The sequence below is a fragment of the Pseudomonas sp. KT_2_4 genome (genome assembly GCF_041410225.1).
In the GTDB taxonomy this organism is placed as follows: domain Bacteria; phylum Pseudomonadota; class Gammaproteobacteria; order Pseudomonadales; family Pseudomonadaceae; genus Aquipseudomonas; species Aquipseudomonas paracarnis.
In genome coordinates, this window is record NZ_CP166962.1 from 5,109,884 (window position 1) to 5,126,375 (window position 16,492).

General features: G+C 60.4%; 17 protein-coding genes. 7 read left to right on the forward strand and 10 right to left on the reverse strand.

What is annotated here, in order from left to right:
• Positions 1-49: 49 nt before the first annotated feature.
• Positions 50-991: a FecR domain-containing protein gene (locus AB9N64_RS23540; RefSeq protein WP_371359691.1), complete on the reverse strand. Its 942-nt coding sequence runs from the start codon at positions 989-991 to the stop codon at positions 50-52.
• Positions 988-1,476 (reverse strand): sigma-70 family RNA polymerase sigma factor, encoded by a 489-nt coding sequence (locus tag AB9N64_RS23545; protein ID WP_014717061.1) that lies wholly within the window; start codon positions 1,474-1,476, stop codon positions 988-990. The genes AB9N64_RS23540 and AB9N64_RS23545 overlap by 4 nt, the downstream gene beginning before the upstream one ends.
• A gap of 171 nt (positions 1,477-1,647) precedes the next feature.
• Here AB9N64_RS23545 and AB9N64_RS23550 point away from each other — a divergent pair, with 171 nt between their 5' ends.
• The 6 genes from AB9N64_RS23550 (at position 1,648) to AB9N64_RS23575 (ending at position 7,803) form a co-directional block, all read left to right on the forward strand.
• Entirely contained in the window at positions 1,648-1,950 is a 303-nt protein-coding gene (locus tag AB9N64_RS23550) for a DUF3649 domain-containing protein (protein WP_014717062.1), read from the forward strand.
• The gene (locus tag AB9N64_RS23555; RefSeq protein WP_014717063.1) at positions 1,947-3,521 is read left to right on the forward strand and encodes a PepSY domain-containing protein; all 1,575 of its coding nucleotides are present in this window, start codon (positions 1,947-1,949) and stop codon (positions 3,519-3,521) included. The genes AB9N64_RS23550 and AB9N64_RS23555 overlap by 4 nt, the downstream gene beginning before the upstream one ends.
• Positions 3,521-3,847 carry a DUF3325 domain-containing protein gene (locus tag AB9N64_RS23560; RefSeq protein ID WP_019817655.1) on the forward strand — a complete coding sequence of 109 codons (327 nt, stop codon included), beginning with the start codon at positions 3,521-3,523 and terminating at the stop codon, positions 3,845-3,847. Before AB9N64_RS23555 ends, AB9N64_RS23560 begins: the two co-directional genes overlap by 1 nt.
• 7 nt (positions 3,848-3,854) lie before the next feature.
• Positions 3,855-4,433, forward strand: a complete 579-nt coding sequence (locus AB9N64_RS23565) for an RNA polymerase sigma factor (RefSeq protein WP_014717065.1) — start codon at positions 3,855-3,857, stop codon at positions 4,431-4,433.
• Positions 4,430-5,407 carry a FecR family protein gene (locus AB9N64_RS23570; RefSeq protein WP_014717066.1) on the forward strand — a complete coding sequence of 326 codons (978 nt, stop codon included), beginning with the start codon at positions 4,430-4,432 and terminating at the stop codon, positions 5,405-5,407. Before AB9N64_RS23565 ends, AB9N64_RS23570 begins: the two co-directional genes overlap by 4 nt.
• A gap of 155 nt (positions 5,408-5,562) precedes the next feature.
• Complete coding sequence (locus tag AB9N64_RS23575) at positions 5,563-7,803, forward strand: TonB-dependent receptor (RefSeq protein WP_343077561.1); 2,241 nt, start codon at positions 5,563-5,565, stop codon at positions 7,801-7,803.
• Positions 7,804-7,939: 136 nt separating this feature from the next.
• On the opposite strand, the gene AB9N64_RS23580 is transcribed toward AB9N64_RS23575, so the two are convergent.
• Together AB9N64_RS23580 and yejK are read right to left on the reverse strand one after the other, a co-directional pair.
• Positions 7,940-8,290 carry a glutaredoxin family protein gene (locus AB9N64_RS23580; RefSeq protein WP_014717068.1) on the reverse strand — a complete coding sequence of 117 codons (351 nt, stop codon included), beginning with the start codon at positions 8,288-8,290 and terminating at the stop codon, positions 7,940-7,942.
• On the reverse strand, positions 8,290-9,294 hold the full coding sequence (yejK, locus tag AB9N64_RS23585; RefSeq protein WP_014717069.1) for a nucleoid-associated protein YejK: 1,005 nt from the start codon (positions 9,292-9,294) through the stop codon (positions 8,290-8,292). The genes AB9N64_RS23580 and yejK overlap by 1 nt, the downstream gene beginning before the upstream one ends.
• A gap of 397 nt (positions 9,295-9,691) precedes the next feature.
• Here yejK and AB9N64_RS23590 point away from each other — a divergent pair, with 397 nt between their 5' ends.
• Positions 9,692-9,973: an HU family DNA-binding protein gene (locus AB9N64_RS23590; RefSeq protein ID WP_003188840.1), complete on the forward strand. Its 282-nt coding sequence runs from the start codon at positions 9,692-9,694 to the stop codon at positions 9,971-9,973.
• 77 nt (positions 9,974-10,050) lie between these two features.
• Here AB9N64_RS23590 and rlmF read toward each other — a convergent pair whose 3' ends face one another.
• From rlmF to AB9N64_RS23620, 6 genes are all read right to left on the reverse strand, one after another.
• Positions 10,051-11,067, reverse strand: coding sequence for a 23S rRNA (adenine(1618)-N(6))-methyltransferase RlmF (rlmF, locus tag AB9N64_RS23595; RefSeq protein WP_047712663.1), 1,017 nt, complete (start codon positions 11,065-11,067; stop codon positions 10,051-10,053).
• A gap of 178 nt (positions 11,068-11,245) precedes the next feature.
• Positions 11,246-12,082, reverse strand: a complete 837-nt coding sequence (locus AB9N64_RS23600) for an IS3 family transposase (RefSeq protein ID WP_044483177.1) — start codon at positions 12,080-12,082, stop codon at positions 11,246-11,248.
• On the reverse strand, positions 12,079-12,381 hold the full coding sequence (locus AB9N64_RS23605) for a transposase (protein WP_014717988.1): 303 nt from the start codon (positions 12,379-12,381) through the stop codon (positions 12,079-12,081). Before AB9N64_RS23605 ends, AB9N64_RS23600 begins: the two co-directional genes overlap by 4 nt.
• Before the next feature lie 170 nt (positions 12,382-12,551).
• On the reverse strand, positions 12,552-15,398 hold the full coding sequence (locus AB9N64_RS23610) for a valine--tRNA ligase (protein WP_005785134.1): 2,847 nt from the start codon (positions 15,396-15,398) through the stop codon (positions 12,552-12,554).
• A 210-nt stretch (positions 15,399-15,608) separates the two neighbouring features.
• Entirely contained in the window at positions 15,609-15,983 is a 375-nt protein-coding gene (locus tag AB9N64_RS23615; RefSeq protein WP_003188844.1) for a hypothetical protein, read from the reverse strand.
• A gap of 7 nt (positions 15,984-15,990) precedes the next feature.
• A complete protein-coding gene (locus AB9N64_RS23620; protein WP_014717072.1) occupies positions 15,991-16,419 on the reverse strand; it encodes a DNA polymerase III subunit chi in 429 nt (142 codons plus the stop codon).
• Positions 16,420-16,492: the final 73 nt, after the last annotated feature.

The window sequence follows — 16,492 nt, forward strand, 5'->3', positions numbered from 1 at the left end:
CTCTGTCACGCCAGGTGCGGAAAACGGCTCACACAAAAGTAAAATAAATTCAGACCCGTGCCTGCACGGTCACCCAATAACGCGTAAAGCGCCGCACTTTCACCGGCAGGCTGATTTCCAGTAGGTCGAGGATGCGTTCGCTGTCGTCCAGCGGGTAGCTGCCGGACAGCAGCAGGTTGGCGACGTGTGGATCGCACTGGAGCTGGCCGCGACGGTAGCGTCCCAGTTCATTGAGGAAGTCTTCGAGGCGCATGTGTGCGGCCACCAGCATGCCGTCGGCCCAGGCGCCGCTGTTGGCGTCGGTGGGGCGTGGGGTGTCCCAGCCTTTGCGGGTGAAATTGACCTGGTGCGCGGCATCGACCCTCAGCGCCAAGCCGTTGTAGCGGTTGGGCATCACCTCGACTTGGCCGGCCAGTACCGCCAGTTGGGTGTGGTCGTTGAACTGGCGCACAGTCAAGCGCGCAGCCTGGCTGCTGAGCAGGCCCTGGCCGGTCAGCACGTGCAACGGCGTCTGGCCTGCACGGGCGGTGAGCAGGATTTCACCTTCAAGCAAGCGCACCAGGCGCTGCTGGCCATCGAAATGCACATCCACCGCGCTGCCGGTGTTGAGCTGCAACTGGCTGCCGTCGGCCAGTTGTACTGTGCGGCGCTGGCCCACCGGGCTGCGATAGTCAGCCGTCAGCGGCGGCAGGATATGTTGCTGGCGCAGGCTCCAGGCGGCGGCCGAACCGGCACCCACAATCAACAGTAATTTAAGCGCCTGACGCCGGCTGCGGGAGGTAGGCGCGTTCAACGCCGCGTGGGCCAGGGGGGGGGGCACGCCGCGCAGGCGTTGGTTGACGCTCTGGATCTGCTCCCACGCGCGTTGGTGTTCGCTGTGGGCATTCAACCATTGCTGCCAGGCCGCCTGCTGGCGTGGGTTGAGCGTGCCTTGCTGCATTTCCAGCAACCAGTGCACGGCTTGTTCGGCGACTTGGCTGGAGACATTCATAGGGCGAAGTAGCAGCGCATGGCCGCTTTGGTCAGGTGGCGTTTGACGGTGGCGATGGAGATGCCCAGTTGCGCGCCGATTTGCGCGTAGGTCAGGCCGTCGAGTTGGGCCAGCAGGAAAGCGCGTTTGACCTGCTTGGGCAAGCCGTCGAGCAGTTGGTCCAGTTCCAGCAGGGTTTGCAGGATGATTGCGCGGTCTTCTTCCGACGGTGCCACGTGTTCGGGCATCTGAGCCAAGGCCTCGAGGTAGGCGCGCTCCAGGTCCTGGCGGCGGTAGAAGTTGAACAGCACGCGCTTGGCCACGGTGGTGAGGAAGGCGCGCGGCTCGATCAGCGTTGGCGCTTCCCGGGCACTGAGCACGCGGATAAAGGTGTCCTGAGCCAGGTCGGCGGCGTTTTCCGGGCAGCCGAGCTTGCGTCGCAACCAGCCGGTGAGCCAGTGGTGATGGTCGTTGTACAACACTTCGACGGGGTTGGACGGCTGCAACGCGATCACTCCGCAAGCATTCGACATGCTTTAGAGAACAAGAATTGTTCGCATTGTAGGGCGCATGACAAGGTTCGGCAATCGGCCAAGGCAGGTGATTCATCCGTTCTCTTTTGCTTATGAGAATATTTATCATTAATATTGCGCGCTGATGAACCAGGCGCCTGCCGCATGAAAAGCAAAACCTCATTGCCCGTTTCCTACCGCCTCGCCGTCACCTCGCGCGTGCTGGCGGCGGTGATTGGCGGTTATCTGATGGCCTCCCTGGCCGCCATCTGCCTGGCGCTCTGGCTGCCCACCTCCCGTGCCGATGCGGTGGTCACCGGCATGATGAGTTCCTTTGTGTTCTACCTGCTGGCGGTGCTCTGGTGTTTTGCCTGCCGCACGGCATGGCGCGCCTGGGCAGGGGTGATGGTGCCGAGCGCACTCTTGGCCACCCTGGCCGGCATTGGTTTCTGGATGGCTCGCACATGAAAGAGGGCTTTCGCCAGGCCATGGCCTGGCTGCACACCTGGGCAGGCTTGATCTTCGGCTGGCTGCTGTTCGCGATTTTCCTGACCGGCACCCTGGCCTATTTCAAAGATGAAATAACCCATTGGATGCAGCCAGAAGTGCAGGCCCATCCCCTGGACGATGGGCGCAGCCTCGCCGTCGCGCAAAACTACCTGCAACAGCAGGCGCCTACCGCCGCACGCTGGTTCATTACCTTGCCGAACCGCCGCGACCCCGGTTTGTCGGTGATGTGGCAAGACAAGCTCGAACCCGGCAAGCGCGGTACCTTCATCCAGAAAGTCCTCGACCCCGTCACCGGCCAACCGGTGCAGGCCCGCGAAAGCAAGGGCGGCGAGTTCTTCTATCGTTTCCACTTCCAACTGCAAATGCCTTACCCGTGGGGCCGCTGGCTGTCGACCATCGCCGCCATGGTGATGTTCGTCGCGCTGATCACCGGCATCATCACCCACAAGAAAATCTTCAAGGACTTCTTCACCTTCCGCCCGCGCAAAGGCCAGCGCTCCTGGCTGGACGGGCACAACGCGGTGGGTGTGTTGGTGCTGCCGTTTCACCTGATGATCACCTACAGCAGCCTGGTGATTTTCATGAGCATGGTCATGCCTGCGCCCATCGTGGCGTCCTACGGCGACGACAGCCGGGCGTTTTTCAGTGAGCTGTTCCCCGCTACCGACAATGCGCCGGCCCTCGGCCAGCCGGGCAAACTGCTGCCGTTGATGCCGATGTACCAGCAGGCGCGGGAACAGTGGGCGGGCGGGCATGTGGGGCGTGTGGCGGTCAACAACCCCGGCGATGTCAGCGCGTCGGTCAACGTGTCGCGCGCTGGCTCCGACAGCGTGGTGCATGCCTCCGGCAGTACGTTGTCGTTCAACGGCACCACCGGCGAGCTGTTGCGAGGCAGTGCCGAGCCGTCATTGGCGACGGCCATCGGTGGCAGTTTCTATGGTTTGCACATGGGCCATTTCGCCGGCCCGGTGCTGCGCTGGCTTTACTTTATCTGCGGCTTGGCGGGTACGGCGATGATCGGCACAGGCTTGGTGATCTGGCTGGGCAAGCGCCAGCTCAAGCATGCCAAGGCCTCGGTGATGCCCTTTGAACTGCGGTTGGTGGAAGTGCTGAATATTGCCAGCATGTCTGGCTTGATGATCGCCATCGCGGCGTTTTTCTGGGCTAACCGCCTGCTGCCGGTGAGCTTCACCGCGCGTTCCGACTGGGAAGTGCAGGCGTTCTTTATCGCCTGGGCCCTGAGCCTGTTGCACGCCTTGCTGCGGCGCGGTCGCCAGGGCTGGGTCGAGCAACTGAGCTTCGGCGCGCTGTTGTTTGCCGCCATTCCATTGCTCAACGCCATCACCACCTCGCATCACTTGGGTGTCTCTGTGCCAAGCGGCGACTGGGCGATGGCCGGCTTCGACCTCACCTGCCTGGCCAGTGGCGCGTTCCTCGCCTGGGCAGCCTGGAAGATGCACCACCGCAGCGCGCCGCTACCCAAGGCTGAGCGTGCCCGCGGGTTAACACTCAAGCAGCAGGCCAACTGATGCTTCTGGCGCTTTTGATGTGCTACGCCGGGTTCATGGCACTGTGCTTGTCCACCGACCGTCACCACGGCGAATTGCTGCACAGCAAACCCACAGCCATTCGGCGCCTGGGGTTGCGGGTGGGCGGTTGGTTGTTGCTGGGCGTGTCGATCTGGCCGTCGGTGCTGGGCGCCGGTTGGAGTCAGGGCCTGGTGGAGTGGTGCGCAGTGTTGATGCTCAGCGCCTTGCTGCTGGTGTTGCTGTTGCCGTATCGGCCAAGGCTGGCCTTGATCCTGGCGGGGCTCGCCCTGTTGGCCAGCCCTGTTGCGGCGTTCGCCCTCTCTTGAGCCGGCCATGAGGAGCCATCGACCGCAATCTCCTCAGGACACTCCGCACGCGGATGCAGCGGGGGGACGCGCGCATTTCCTGCAGGTGTTTTTGTCCCAGCGCTCGCAAATGGAGGCGTTGGTCAGCCGCCGTGTGGGTTGCCGCGCCACGGCAGCCGACCTGGTGCAGGATTTGTTCCTGCGCTTCTGGCGTCGCCCGCTGGTGCAGGTCGAAGAATTGAGCACCTACCTGCTGCGCTGCGCCGGCAACATCGCCATCGACCACCTGCGCAGCGAAGGCGCGCGAGCACGCAGCAGCGAAGGCTGGCTGCCGGAACAATCTGACCACCAAGGCTGCGAACCCCAGGCAGCGTTGGAGGCGGGCAATGATCTGCGCCATGTGGAAGCCGCCTTGCGCAGCTTGCCCGAGCGCACCCGCCAGATTTTCCTGCTTAACCGCATCCACGGCCGCAAGTACGCCGAAATCGCCAAGGCCATGGGCCTGTCCCAAAGCGCCGTGGAAAAACATATGATGCGCGCCCTCGAAGCCTGCAAGGCCAGCCTTCGCGAACCACCGCCTCCACGCATGCCAGGGAAAGCCCCGTGAACGTCACGCCCACGCCCGCCCAGGAACAGGCCGCACTCGATTGGTTGTGCCTGCTGCATGACCAGCCCAGCAGCGGCGACCAGGCCACGTTCAGCCGCTGGTTACGTGCAGATCCCGCACACGTCGAGGCCTACTCCCAAGCCCAGGTGCTCTGGGAATTAAGCGAAGTACCGGCGCGCCAACTGGCCGATGAGGACGCGCTCGCCTTGCAGCGCTACCTCAATACGATCAACGCCTCCAAACGCTCCCGGGTAGCGCGTTGGTCTGGTGCCTTGGCCGTCGCCGCCTGCCTGCTGCTGATGGTGTCGATGGGCGCCGGTTGGCAGCCGTCACGCTGGGTCGATGAGTGGGGCGCCGATTATGTGACGGCGCCGGGTGAGGTAAAGACCTTCACCCTGGCCGATCAATCCAAGGTCACCCTCGACGCCGACAGCGCCATCTCTGTAGATTTCAGCCAGGGCGAACGGCACATCCAACTGCGCCGTGGTGCAGGTTTTTTCAATGTGACCCACACCGGCCAACCCTTCGTGGTGGAGGCGAACGGCGGTGAAACGCGAGTACTGGGAACGCAGTTTGAAGTGCGCCTGCAACCTGACGGCGCCGAGGTCACTGTGCTGTCCGGCCGTGTGGGCGTGACGCCCTCCAAACAGGGCCAGCAACAGGTGCTGACAGCGGGCCAGCAAGTGGCCTATGCCGACGGTATTGCCGACCCTTTGCATGGGGTCGACAGCGCCTCACGCCTGGCCTGGCGCGAAGGTTGGCTCAACTACTACAGGGCACCCCTGGCCGATGTGGTCCAGGACCTGAGGCGTTATTACCCCGGCCGAATTCTTCTGCTTAACGAAAACATGGCCGCCAAACGCGTCAGCGGCAGCTTTCCGAGCCAGGACCCTGTAGCGGTCTTGAACGCCTTGCAAGCGGTGTTGGGCTTTGAACAGCACACCTTGTTGGGCCGAATGATTGTGTTGCGCTAGGCCCGCAGCGCCTTCATCGAACCTTCATCGCAATCGCCACAACCTGTCACCAAACGGTTACACGTGCCGTGGATCATCCCTGGGTTCCTGAACAAGTGGTCAGGAAGCTCGCATCTGCCCCATACAACACAACAATGTCAGTAAGGGATCTACACGTGAACCACAACACTCTTTATGCCCTGCTCCTCGCATCGGGCCTGGGCGGCTTTGCGCCGCTGGTTTTGGCCGATGATGCCCAGGATGTAGGCTCGGTGAACATCGCCGGCAAGCAAACCCTTGGCAGCGGTCACATGATTCTCGAAGAAAGTGCCAAGGCACGCTCGACGGTGACCAAGCAAGCCATGGACGAAATGTCGGCCACCGCCAACGCCATCGACAAGCTCAAGTACACGCCGGGCATCAACGTTTCCAGTGATGACGCCAGCGGCACCAGTGGCACCAGTTTTACCATGCGGGGCATGAGTTCCGACCAGGTCGGCGTCTCGGTGGACGGCGTGCCGATCAACGATTCGGGCAACTACAGTGTGTACTCCAATCAGTTAGGCGACCCGGAAAACCTGGCCGAAGTGTTCGCCACCCAAGGTTCCTCCGAGGCCGACGGCCCGCACATCGGCTCCAGCGGCGGCAACATTGGCATGATCACCATCCGCCCGACCAAGGACGCCGGAGTTTTCGCCAAACAGATCGTCGGTGCCAACGCCCTGCGCAAGACCTTCGTGCGAGCGAACACCGGGGATGTGGGGGGCCTGAAAACCTGGGTGTCGGCATCCCACCTGGAAGGTGACAAATGGCGCGGCAAGGGCACTCTGCGCAGCGACAAGATCGAGTGGAGCAGCCTGTTCGAAGGGGATAACGGCAACTCCACATTGGCCACGATCAAGTACAACAAGCAGGAAAACTACAACTACAACAGCCTTAGCAAGGCGCAGTTCGACACCGAAGGACGGCGTAAGGATTACGCGCAAAGCCCGGTGTACAAGGCTGGTTTGCTGTCGGCGTCCTACAAGCTCAACCGCAACCCGTTCGAAAGCGTCAACGCCACGCTGACCCAGCGCTGGCAACTGCAGGACAATTTGTCGCTGACGCTCACGCCGTATTACTACTGGGCCAACGGTGGCAGCTTCAGCGGCCAGACGGCTTCCAACCTGGGGCCAAAGTCCGACAAGGCCGGCAACTACGACCTGAGTAACCTGCAATCGGCCAACTATTACCGCCCTTCGTGGACCGAAACCTGGCGCCCTGGCTTCACGGCGAAAATGAAGTGGGACATCAACGAAGAACACAGCCTGGACTATGGCTACTGGTACGAACGCGCACGCCAGCGCCAGACCCAGCCCTTTATCGGTATTAACAACGAAGGTGCCCCCGACGATGTGTGGGGCGACTACAACAGCGGCGGCCAGGTGGTCGACAAAAACGGCGCTACGGTCCAGGGCCGCCACTACTACACCGTCACTCCCGCGCAGAAGCTCTGGGTACAGGACAACTGGCAAGCCACACCGGACCTGAGTTTTGTTGGCGGTGTGGCCTACCAATATGTCGAGCGTGACGGCAACAACCTCGGCAGCCTGTACGACACGCCGGAAAAGCGTAACACCCGCTACCACCAGTTCCTGCCCAACTTCAGCGCCAAGTACCAGGTCGATGAAAGCAACCAGGCGTTCTACAACGTCACCCGCAATATGCGCACGCCGCCCAACTACGTGCTGTACAACAAGGGCGACTCCGTCAGCCTCAAGTCCGAATTGAGCTGGAACCAGGAACTGGGCTGGCGCTACACCGAAGACGACATGGCCTTGAGTGCGACCCTGTTCTACATCAGCTTCAAGGATCGCCAGGTCTCGACCACCGACGCCAGCGGTGACTACATGGTGCTCAACGTCGGCACTGTCGATAACAAAGGCCTGGAGCTGGAATGGAGCGGCCTGTTGCCGCACAACTTCAATTACTACGCGTCCTATACCTACACCCAGTCTGAGCAGAAGGACGACCTGCTCAGCAAGAACGTGCTGCTACCAACCTCGGGCAAGCAATTGGCCAACGTGCCGGAAAACATGTTCAACCTGGTGTTCGGGTATGACGATTCGCAGTTCTACGGCAACATTGCAGGCAAATATGTCGGCAGTTTCTATGGCGATTTGACCAACAAGGAGAAGATTGAAGGCCGTACGGTGTTTGACCTGAACGCGGGTATTTATTTGCCGGTGGATAAGAAGGTCATCAAGTCGGCGGCACTGCGGTTTTCGATGCTCAACGTGTTCGACAAGGAGTACTTGAGTTCGGCGCGTACGGTGGCGTTCAACTCGGCGCCGGTGAACGGGTTGGGGGCGAGCACGGCGTATTACAACGTGGGTGAGGAGCGCACGGCGATGGTGTCGCTGGAAGCCAACTTCTAAGGTCACCACACAACCCAATGTGCAGAGCTGACGTGTGTGGGAGCTGGCTTGCCTGCGATAGCGGTGTGTCAGTCACAGGTATTGAACCTGTTACACCGCCATCGCAGGCAAGCCAGCTCCCACATTTGATTGGGTGTTACTTCAGGGCGGCCATGATCGCTTCAGGGTTGTAGTCGCGAATCAAGGTCCCATTTACATCCACAAACGGAATCCCGCCACCGCCCAGCGCCTCATACGCCTTGCGCGCCTGGGCGTCCTGCTCGATATCGACGGCCCGGTACGGGATACCCTTCTGGTCGAGAAAACGCCGGATCTGCTTGCAGTACCCACACCACTCGGTGGCATAGAGCACCACCCGCGCCGAGGCGCGTACGTGCTCGGGCGCCACCTGGGACGGGTTGAACAGCCGTTCCACCTTGCCCCAGTTCTGGATCGCAACCACCACCAGCAACACCAGCAGGACTTTCTTGAGTACCCCGCCCAGCATCAGTTACGGCGCTTGAGCTGGTCGGTCAGTTGGGTCGGCAGGCCCTTGATGATCAAGGTGCCGGCGGCTTCGTCGTACTCGATCTTGTCGCCCAGCAGGTGCGCTTCAAAGCTGATGGACAGGCCCTCGGCGCGCCCGGTGAAGCGGCGGAACTGGTTGAGGGTGCGTTTGTCGGCCGGAATTTCCGGCGACAGGCCGTAATCCTTGTTGCGGATGTGGTCGTAGAAGGCTTTTGGCCGGTCTTCATCGATCAGGCCCGAGAGCTCTTCCAGGCCCATGGGTTCGCCGAGCTTCGCCTGGCTGCTGGCGTAGTCCACCAGGGTCTTGGTTTTCTCGCGGGCGGACTCGTCGGGCAAGTCTTCGCTTTCGACGAAGTCACTGAACGCCTTGAGCAGGGTGCGGGTTTCGCCCGGGCCATCCACGCCTTCCTGGCAGCCGATAAAGTCGCGGAAGTACTCCGAGACCTTCTTGCCGTTCTTGCCTTTGATGAACGAGATGTACTGCTTGGACTGCTTGTTGTTCTGCCACTCAGAGACGTTGATACGCGCCGCCAGGTGCAACTGGCCCAGGTCCAGGTGGCGCGAGGGCGTCACGTCCAGCTCATCGGTCACCGCCACGCCTTCGCTGTGGTGCAGCAGGGCGATGGCCAGGTAGTCGGTCATGCCTTGCTGGTAATGGGCAAACAGCACATGGCCGCCGGTGGAGAGGTTGGATTCCTCCATCAGCTTCTGCAGGTGCTCTACCGCCGTGCGGCTGAAGCTGGTGAAGTCCTGGCCACCGTCAAAGTACTCCTTCAACCAACCGCTGAACGGGTGCGCGCCGGACTCGGCATGGAAGAAACCCCAGGCCTTGCCTTGTTTGGCGTTGTAGCTCTCGTTGAGGTCGGCAAGCATGTTCTCGATGGCGGCGGACTCGGCCAGTTCCGTGTCGCGGGCGTGAAGAACTGCGGGTGTGCCGTCGGGTTTTTTGTCGATCAGGTGGACGATGCAATGACGGATCGGCATAGGCTTCTCGGCTGGTTGAAGGGGGAGCGGTTGGCCTCCCCGAAAAGTCGCCCAGTGTACCGCACCCATTGGTCAAGACGTGCCCCGAACGGCATTTTGCACGCCCTGTGACTGGCCATATGCCTTTTTTTCACGGTTTAGAGCGATAAAGCTGACCAAATGGGTATGTTGAGGCGGATATTTCCCCGTCTCTGTGCTAGTTTTGCCCCGTCTTACGCCAAGTCTCGGCGTTAAGCGTGCATTCAGCATTTGTCAGGTCGAACCAATCCCCGTTTCAAGCATCTATAACCCCGATCTCCGTGGTTATGGCCGGGGATGCCAGGCCATGACGGTCGGGCTCGACGGCTGACACTGCACTCTGCAATCCATATGAATTTGATAGGGAAGGAACACCACAATGGCTATTACTAAAGACCAACTGATCGCTGACCTGGCTGAAGCAGTAGACGCACCGAAAACTACCGTGCGTGCTCTGCTGGACCAACTGAGCCAAGTTGTTGCTGATCAGCTGGAAAATGGCGGCGAAATCACTCTGCCAGGCGTTGGCAAACTGAAAGTGACCGAGCGTCCTGCCCGTACTGGCCGTAACCCTTCGACTGGCGCTGCCATCGAAATCGCTGCCAAGAAAGTTATCAAGCTGGTTGTGGCTAAAGGCCTGACCGACGCTGTTAACAAGTAAGACGCAGCAAAAAAACCGTGCTTCGGAGTGATCCGGGCACGGTTTTTTATTGCCTGCGTTTTTATTGTGTGGCGGGCTTATCGAACCCAGCGCTGGCGCCAGATCTGCTGCTCGTTCTTGGTCTGGAATGTCCAGGCCACAAAGCGGCTCTGCTTCTGCCCCTGGGACATCTCCACTACCTGGCTTTCCAGCACGCCGGCTTTTTTCAGCGCCGTTTCGATCGCCGGCAAGTTGGAGGCTTTGGACACCAGGGTGCTGAACCACAGCACTTTATGCGCAAAGTGCGCGCTTTCGGCGATCAACTGCGTCACAAACCGCGCTTCGCCACCTTCACACCACAGTTCGGCCGATTGACCACCGAAGTTAAGCACCGGCAACTTGCGTTTCGGGTCGGCCTTGCCCAAGGCGCGCCATTTACGCTCGCTGCCTTTGGTGGCTTCGTCCATGGATGCATGGAAGGGCGGATTGCACATCGTAAGGTCAAAGCGCTCACCTGGCTCCAGCAGGCCCAACAGGATCTGCTTGGGGTTGGGTTGCTGGCGCAGCTGGATGACCTTGCTCAGGTCGTTGGACTGCACGATGGCCTTGGCGGCGGACACGGCGATCGGGTCGACCTCCGAGCCCAGGAAGTTCCAGCGGTACTCCATATAGCCAATCAGCGGGTACACGCAGTTGGCGCCCATACCGATGTCCAGCACCTTGACGATCGAGCCCCGCGGGATCTTGCCGTCGTTGACGCTGGCCAGCAGGTCGGCGAGGAAATGCACATAGTCAGCACGCCCCGGCACTGGCGGGCACAGGTAGTCCGCCGGGATATCCCAATGCTGGATGCCATAGAACGACTTGAGCAGCGCCCGGTTGAACACCCGCACTGCATCCGGGCTGGCGAAGTCGATGCTCTCTTTGCCGTAGGGGTTGATGATCACGAATTTGGCCAGTTCAGGCGTGGTCTTGATCAGCGCCGGGAAGTCGTAACGGCCCGTGTGGCGGTTGCGCGGGTGCAGGGTGGCCTCTTTGCGTGGCGCGACGGGTTTGGCCGTGGCGGCGGTTTTAGGCTTCTTGCGCGGAGGTTTGGGCGTAGTGGGGGCGGTCATGATGATTCTGGGTTTGGCTCAAAGTGGTGGGCATTGTCACACATTCCTGAACACAACTCGGTCAAATGTGGGAGCTGGCTTGCCTGCGATAGCATCACCTCGGTCTGCCTGATACACCGAGTCGTCAGTATCGCAGGCAAGCTGAACTGGTCAAGTAATCTTGGACACCGATTAAGGTTCACGCCACCAACCTTTCCTTCGCGACCGGCGACCGGTAGTCGTTGTAGCTGTGAGGCCTGCTGATGTTGTAGCGCGAGACATAGCGCTGCACGTCTGCCCGGGCCTCATGTTCCAGTTTGTAGCCCGTTTCAGGAACCCACTCTGATTTCAAACTACCAAAGAAACGCTCCATGGGGGCGTTGTCCCAGCACTCGCCTTTACGGCTCATACTTTGTCTAAATCCGTGTTTCACAAGCTCGTTTCGGAATTTATGACTGGTGTACTGACAACCTTGGTCTGAATGAAACAACACATCCTGGGGGCGGCCGCGTAGCTCAACCGCCATGCGTAGCGCTTCGCAGGTCAGATTGGCATCAGAAATCATCGAGAACGACCAACCCACGATCCTCCGAGCGTACAAATCCAGAACGGCGGCGAAGTACATCCATCGCTTGCCGACCTTGATGTAAGTTACGTCGCCACACCACACCTGGTTAACCGCCGTTACATCAAATTTTCGCTTGAGCACGTGCGGCGCAACCAATGCCTCAACGCCCGGCGACTTGTACTTATGGCGCCTGCGCTGACGACTAGCGATGCCAGCTTCGCGCATCAAACTGCGAGCCATATAACGTCCGATACGATGCCCTTTGGCTTTTAGCTCCTTGGACAAAGTACGTGCGCCGGCCGACTCTCTGGACGCCCTGTGGTGCTTGACCAGCGCGGCTTTGAGCTTGTCCCGTTCAGGATTTGCTCTGCCCTGGCGCTGGCGCCAGGCGTAGAAACTACTACGGTTGATCCCAAACGCCCGGCAACACCTTTTAACGCCGTATTGCTCGTCCAGCTCATCGATCAGCGTGAATGATCTTTGGCGTCCAAAAGCAGGAGAGCACTGGCCTTTTTTAGGATTTCAATGTCCAGGTCTTTCTCCCTGAGTAGGGCTTTGAGCCTCTGGATTTCTCGCTGATCAGCGGTAATTGCCTTGGCCCCTACCGGGGTCGAACCCAGGCGTTCTTTCTGCACTTGATCGACCCAGCGGCGTAGAGCAGTGGGGCCGATATCTAGGCTGGCACAGACCTCAGTAACCGGCTGGCCTTCATCCAGCACCATGCTGGCAGCCTTGAGCTTGAACTCACTCGAATAAGATTTACGCATATCCAAACACCTCAGATTTGGGCGCTATCATAACGCCCGATTGAAGTGTCCAAAATCATTAGGCCAGTTCAAGCCAGCTCCCACAGGGATAGGGTTTTGATTGGGAAATGGTGTCGTTTGCCTGGACAAAAAAAGAGGCCCGAAGGCCTCTTTCTCTACATGGTTTCCCCTTACAGGCTGGAAATCCGCGCGTGTTGCTCCGCCAGCTTGCCCAAGGCCTGTTCAGCCTCGGCCAACTTGGCGCGTTCTTTCTCGATCACTTCAGCTGGCGCTTTGTCGACGAACGCCGCGTTGGACAGCTTGCCGCCCACTCGCTGCACTTCGCCTTGCAGGCGCGCAATTTCCTTGTCGAGGCGGGCAAGTTCCGCGCCCTTGTCGATCAGGCCGGCCATCGGTACCAGCACTTCCATATCACCCACCAACGCGGTGGCAGACAACGGTGCTTCGGCATCGGCAGCCAATACGGTGATCGACTCCAGCTTGGCCAGTTTCTTGAGCAGCGCATCGTTCTCGCTGAGGCGACGCTGGTCTTCGGCACTGGCGTTCTTGACGAACACGGCCAGCGGCTTGCCCGGCCCGATGTTCATCTCGGCGCGGATGTTGCGTGTGCCGAGCATCAGGGTCTTGAGCCATTCGATATCGCTTTCGGCGGCCTCATCGATGCGCGCTTCGTTGGCCACCGGCCAAGGTTGCAGCATGATGGTCTTGCCTTCGATACCGGCCAGCGGCGCCAGGCGCTGCCAGATTTCTTCGGTGATGAACGGCATGAACGGATGCGCCAGGCGCAGCGCCACTTCGAGCACGCGCACCAGGGTGCGACGGGTGCCGCGCTGGCGTTCGACCGGGGCGTTCTCGTCCCACAGCACCGGCTTGGACAGTTCCAGGTACCAGTCGCAATACTGGTTCCAGATGAACTCGTACAGGGCCTGTGCGGCCAGGTCGAAACGGAACTGGTCGAGCTGGCGGGTCACTTCGGCTTCGGTGCGCTGCAGCTGCGAGATGATCCAGCGATCCGCCAGGCTCAGCTCATAGGCTTCGCCGTTCTGGCCGCAGTCTTCGCCTTTGTCCAGCACGTAGCGCGCCGCGTTCCAGATCTTGTTGCAGAAGTTGCGATAGCCTTCGACGCGGCCCATGTCGAACTTGATGTCGCGACCGGTGGATGCCAGCGAGCAGAAGGTGAAGCGCAGAGCGTCGGTGCCGTAGCTGGCGATGCCGTCGGCGAATTCGTCGCGGGTCTGCTTCTCGATCTTTTTCGCCAGTTTCGGCTGCATCAGGCCCGAGGTGCGTTTCTGCACCAGGGTTTCCAGGTCGATGCCGTCGATGATGTCCAGCGGGTCCAGGACGTTACCCTTGGACTTGGACATCTTCTGGCCCTGGCCGTCGCGTACCAGGCCGTGTACGTACACGGTCTTGAACGGTACCTGCGGGGTGCCGTCTTCGTTCTTCACCAGGTGCATGGTGAGCATGATCATCCGGGCAACCCAGAAGAAAATGATGTCGAAGCCGGTGACCAGCACGTCGGTGGAGTGGAATTTCTTCAGGAACTCGGTCTGCTGCGGCCAGCCCAGGGTAGAGAAGGTCCACAGGCCCGAACTGAACCAGGTGTCCAGTACGTCGTTGTCCTGTTGCAGCGCGATGTCGGCGCCGAGGTTGTGCTTGGCACGCACTTCGGCTTCGTCGCGGCCTACATAAACCTTGCCCGATTCGTCATACCAGGCCGGAATACGGTGGCCCCACCACAGCTGACGGCTGATGCACCAGTCCTGGATGTCGCGCATCCACGAGAAGTACATGTTTTCGTACTGTTTGGGCACGAACTGGATGCGGCCATCTTCCACGGCGGCAATCGCAGGTTCTGCCAGCGGCTTGGTGGACACGTACCACTGGTCGGTCAGCCACGGCTCGATCACGGTGCCGGAGCGGTCGCCCTTCGGCACTTTCAGGCCGTGGTCGTCGACGCTGACCAGCAAACCGGCGGCGTCGAAGGCAGCTACGATCTGCTTGCGCGCTTCAAAACGGTCCAGACCTGCGTATTCGGCGGGGATCTTGCCGTCGATGCTGTCGTTCAGCGAGCCGTCCAGGTTGAACACCTGGCAGGCCGGCAATACGGCGGCATTTTTGTCGAAGATGTTCAGCAGCGGCAGGTTGTGGCGCTTGCCGACTTCGTAGTCGTTGAAATCGTGGGCCGGGGTGATTTTCACGCAGCCGGTGCCGAACTCAGGGTCGCAATAGTCATCCGCGATGATCGGGATGCGGCGGCCAACCAGCGGCAGTTCGACAAACTTGCCGATCAGCGCCTGGTAGCGCTCGTCGTTCGGGTTAACAGCGACGGCGGCATCGCCGAGCATGGTTTCCGGACGGGTAGTGGCGACGATCAGGTAATCATTGCCTTCAGCGGTCTTGGCGCCGTCGGCCAGCGGGTACTTGAGGTTCCACAGGAAGCCTTTCTCGTCGTGGTTTTCCACTTCAAGGTCGGAAATGGCCGTGTGCAACTTGGTGTCCCAGTTGACCAGGCGCTTGCCGCGGTAGATCAGGCCGTCTTCGTGCAGGCGCACGAAGGCTTCCTTTACGGCTTCGGACAGGCCGTCGTCCATGGTGAAGCGCTCGCGGCTCCAGTCTACGGACGAACCCAGGCGACGGATCTGACGGCTGATATTGCCGCCGGACTGGTCTTTCCATTCCCAGACTTTCTCCAGGAATTTCTCGCGACCCAGGTCGTGACGGTTCTGGCCGGTGGCTTCCAGTTGGCGTTCCACCAGCATCTGGGTGGCGATGCCGGCGTGGTCGGTGCCCGGTTGCCACAGGGTGTCGCGACCCTGCATGCGGCGGAAGCGGATCAACGCATCCATGATCGCATTGTTGAAGCCATGGCCCATGTGCAGGCTGCCAGTGACGTTCGGTGGCGGAATCATGATGGTGTACGAGTCGCCCGCACCTTGTGGGGCGAAATAGTTCTCGGACTCCCAGGTGTTGTACCAGGAAGTTTCGATAGCGTGGGGCTGGTAGGTCTTATCCATGCGCGGCGGGACCCTAGTTGGCATTTATTCAGGAAAGCCGGCAAGTATAACGGGGGATAGGGGCGAGGGCGAGGCGAAGACGGTTAAGACCGATGCAGAATTAATGTGGGAGCTGGCTTGCCTGCGATGGCGGTGTTTCAGTCAGCATCTTCGGCGACTGATGCGCCGCCATCGCAGGCAAGCCAGCTCCCACAAGGATGGGGGGGACTTTCAGTTCTGGTATTGGCTGAGCAACCGCTCCATCCGCGCATCCATCCGACGCTTGATCTCGGCTTCGATATGCGGCGCAAAGTCGTCGATCACATCCTGCATGATCAATTGCGCGGCGGCGCGCAGTTCGTTGTCCAGGTGCAGCAGCAGGGCATCGGGGGCTTTTTCGGCGGCTGGGGCGGGTTCAGCAACCACAGGTGCCGGCGCGGCAGGCTTGCCGCCGACCATGTCGAACAGCAGCGGGATCTGTACCTCGCCATCGGCCGTCTCGGTCAGCAGCGGCGGTTGCAGGTTGTCATCACCCAGCAACTGACGGATCGACTCCAGGTCATCCAGCAGGTGGTCGTCTTTTTTCAGCGGGTTTGGAGTGTCCATCATGTACTCAAAGTCGTTGTAGCCGGTGATCTTGCAGAGGATAGCCCTGTTCGCGGTAGAAACGGAAACTCTCCCGCGCGGCCTGACGAATAGCCGGGTCTTCCACCACCACTTCCGCCACACGGGCGAACGCTTGGGCAAAGGCCGGTACTTTCAGGTCGAGGTTGACCAGCAAGTCATGGTGATCGCCGCAGTTGTCTCCCAAGCCCAGCACAACCAGGCTTTCAGGTTCGGATTCGGCGTGGCCGTGGGGCACGAAGCTTTCGCCCTTGAAGCGCCACAGACGGGCATCAAGTTCGTCACGTTGGGCGGCATCGCTGCAGTGCAGGTAGATGCGATGGCCCATACGCCAGGCTTTTTCGGTGAGTTTGCAGGCAAAGTCCAGGCGCGCGAGGGGATCGGCGCTGGGCAATATATAGAAGTCGACTTGGGGCATTGAAAATCCTGGGGTTGGCCTGATGGCCCCTCTGTAGGAGCAAGCTCGCTCCTACAAAGAGGCGCAGGGGCCG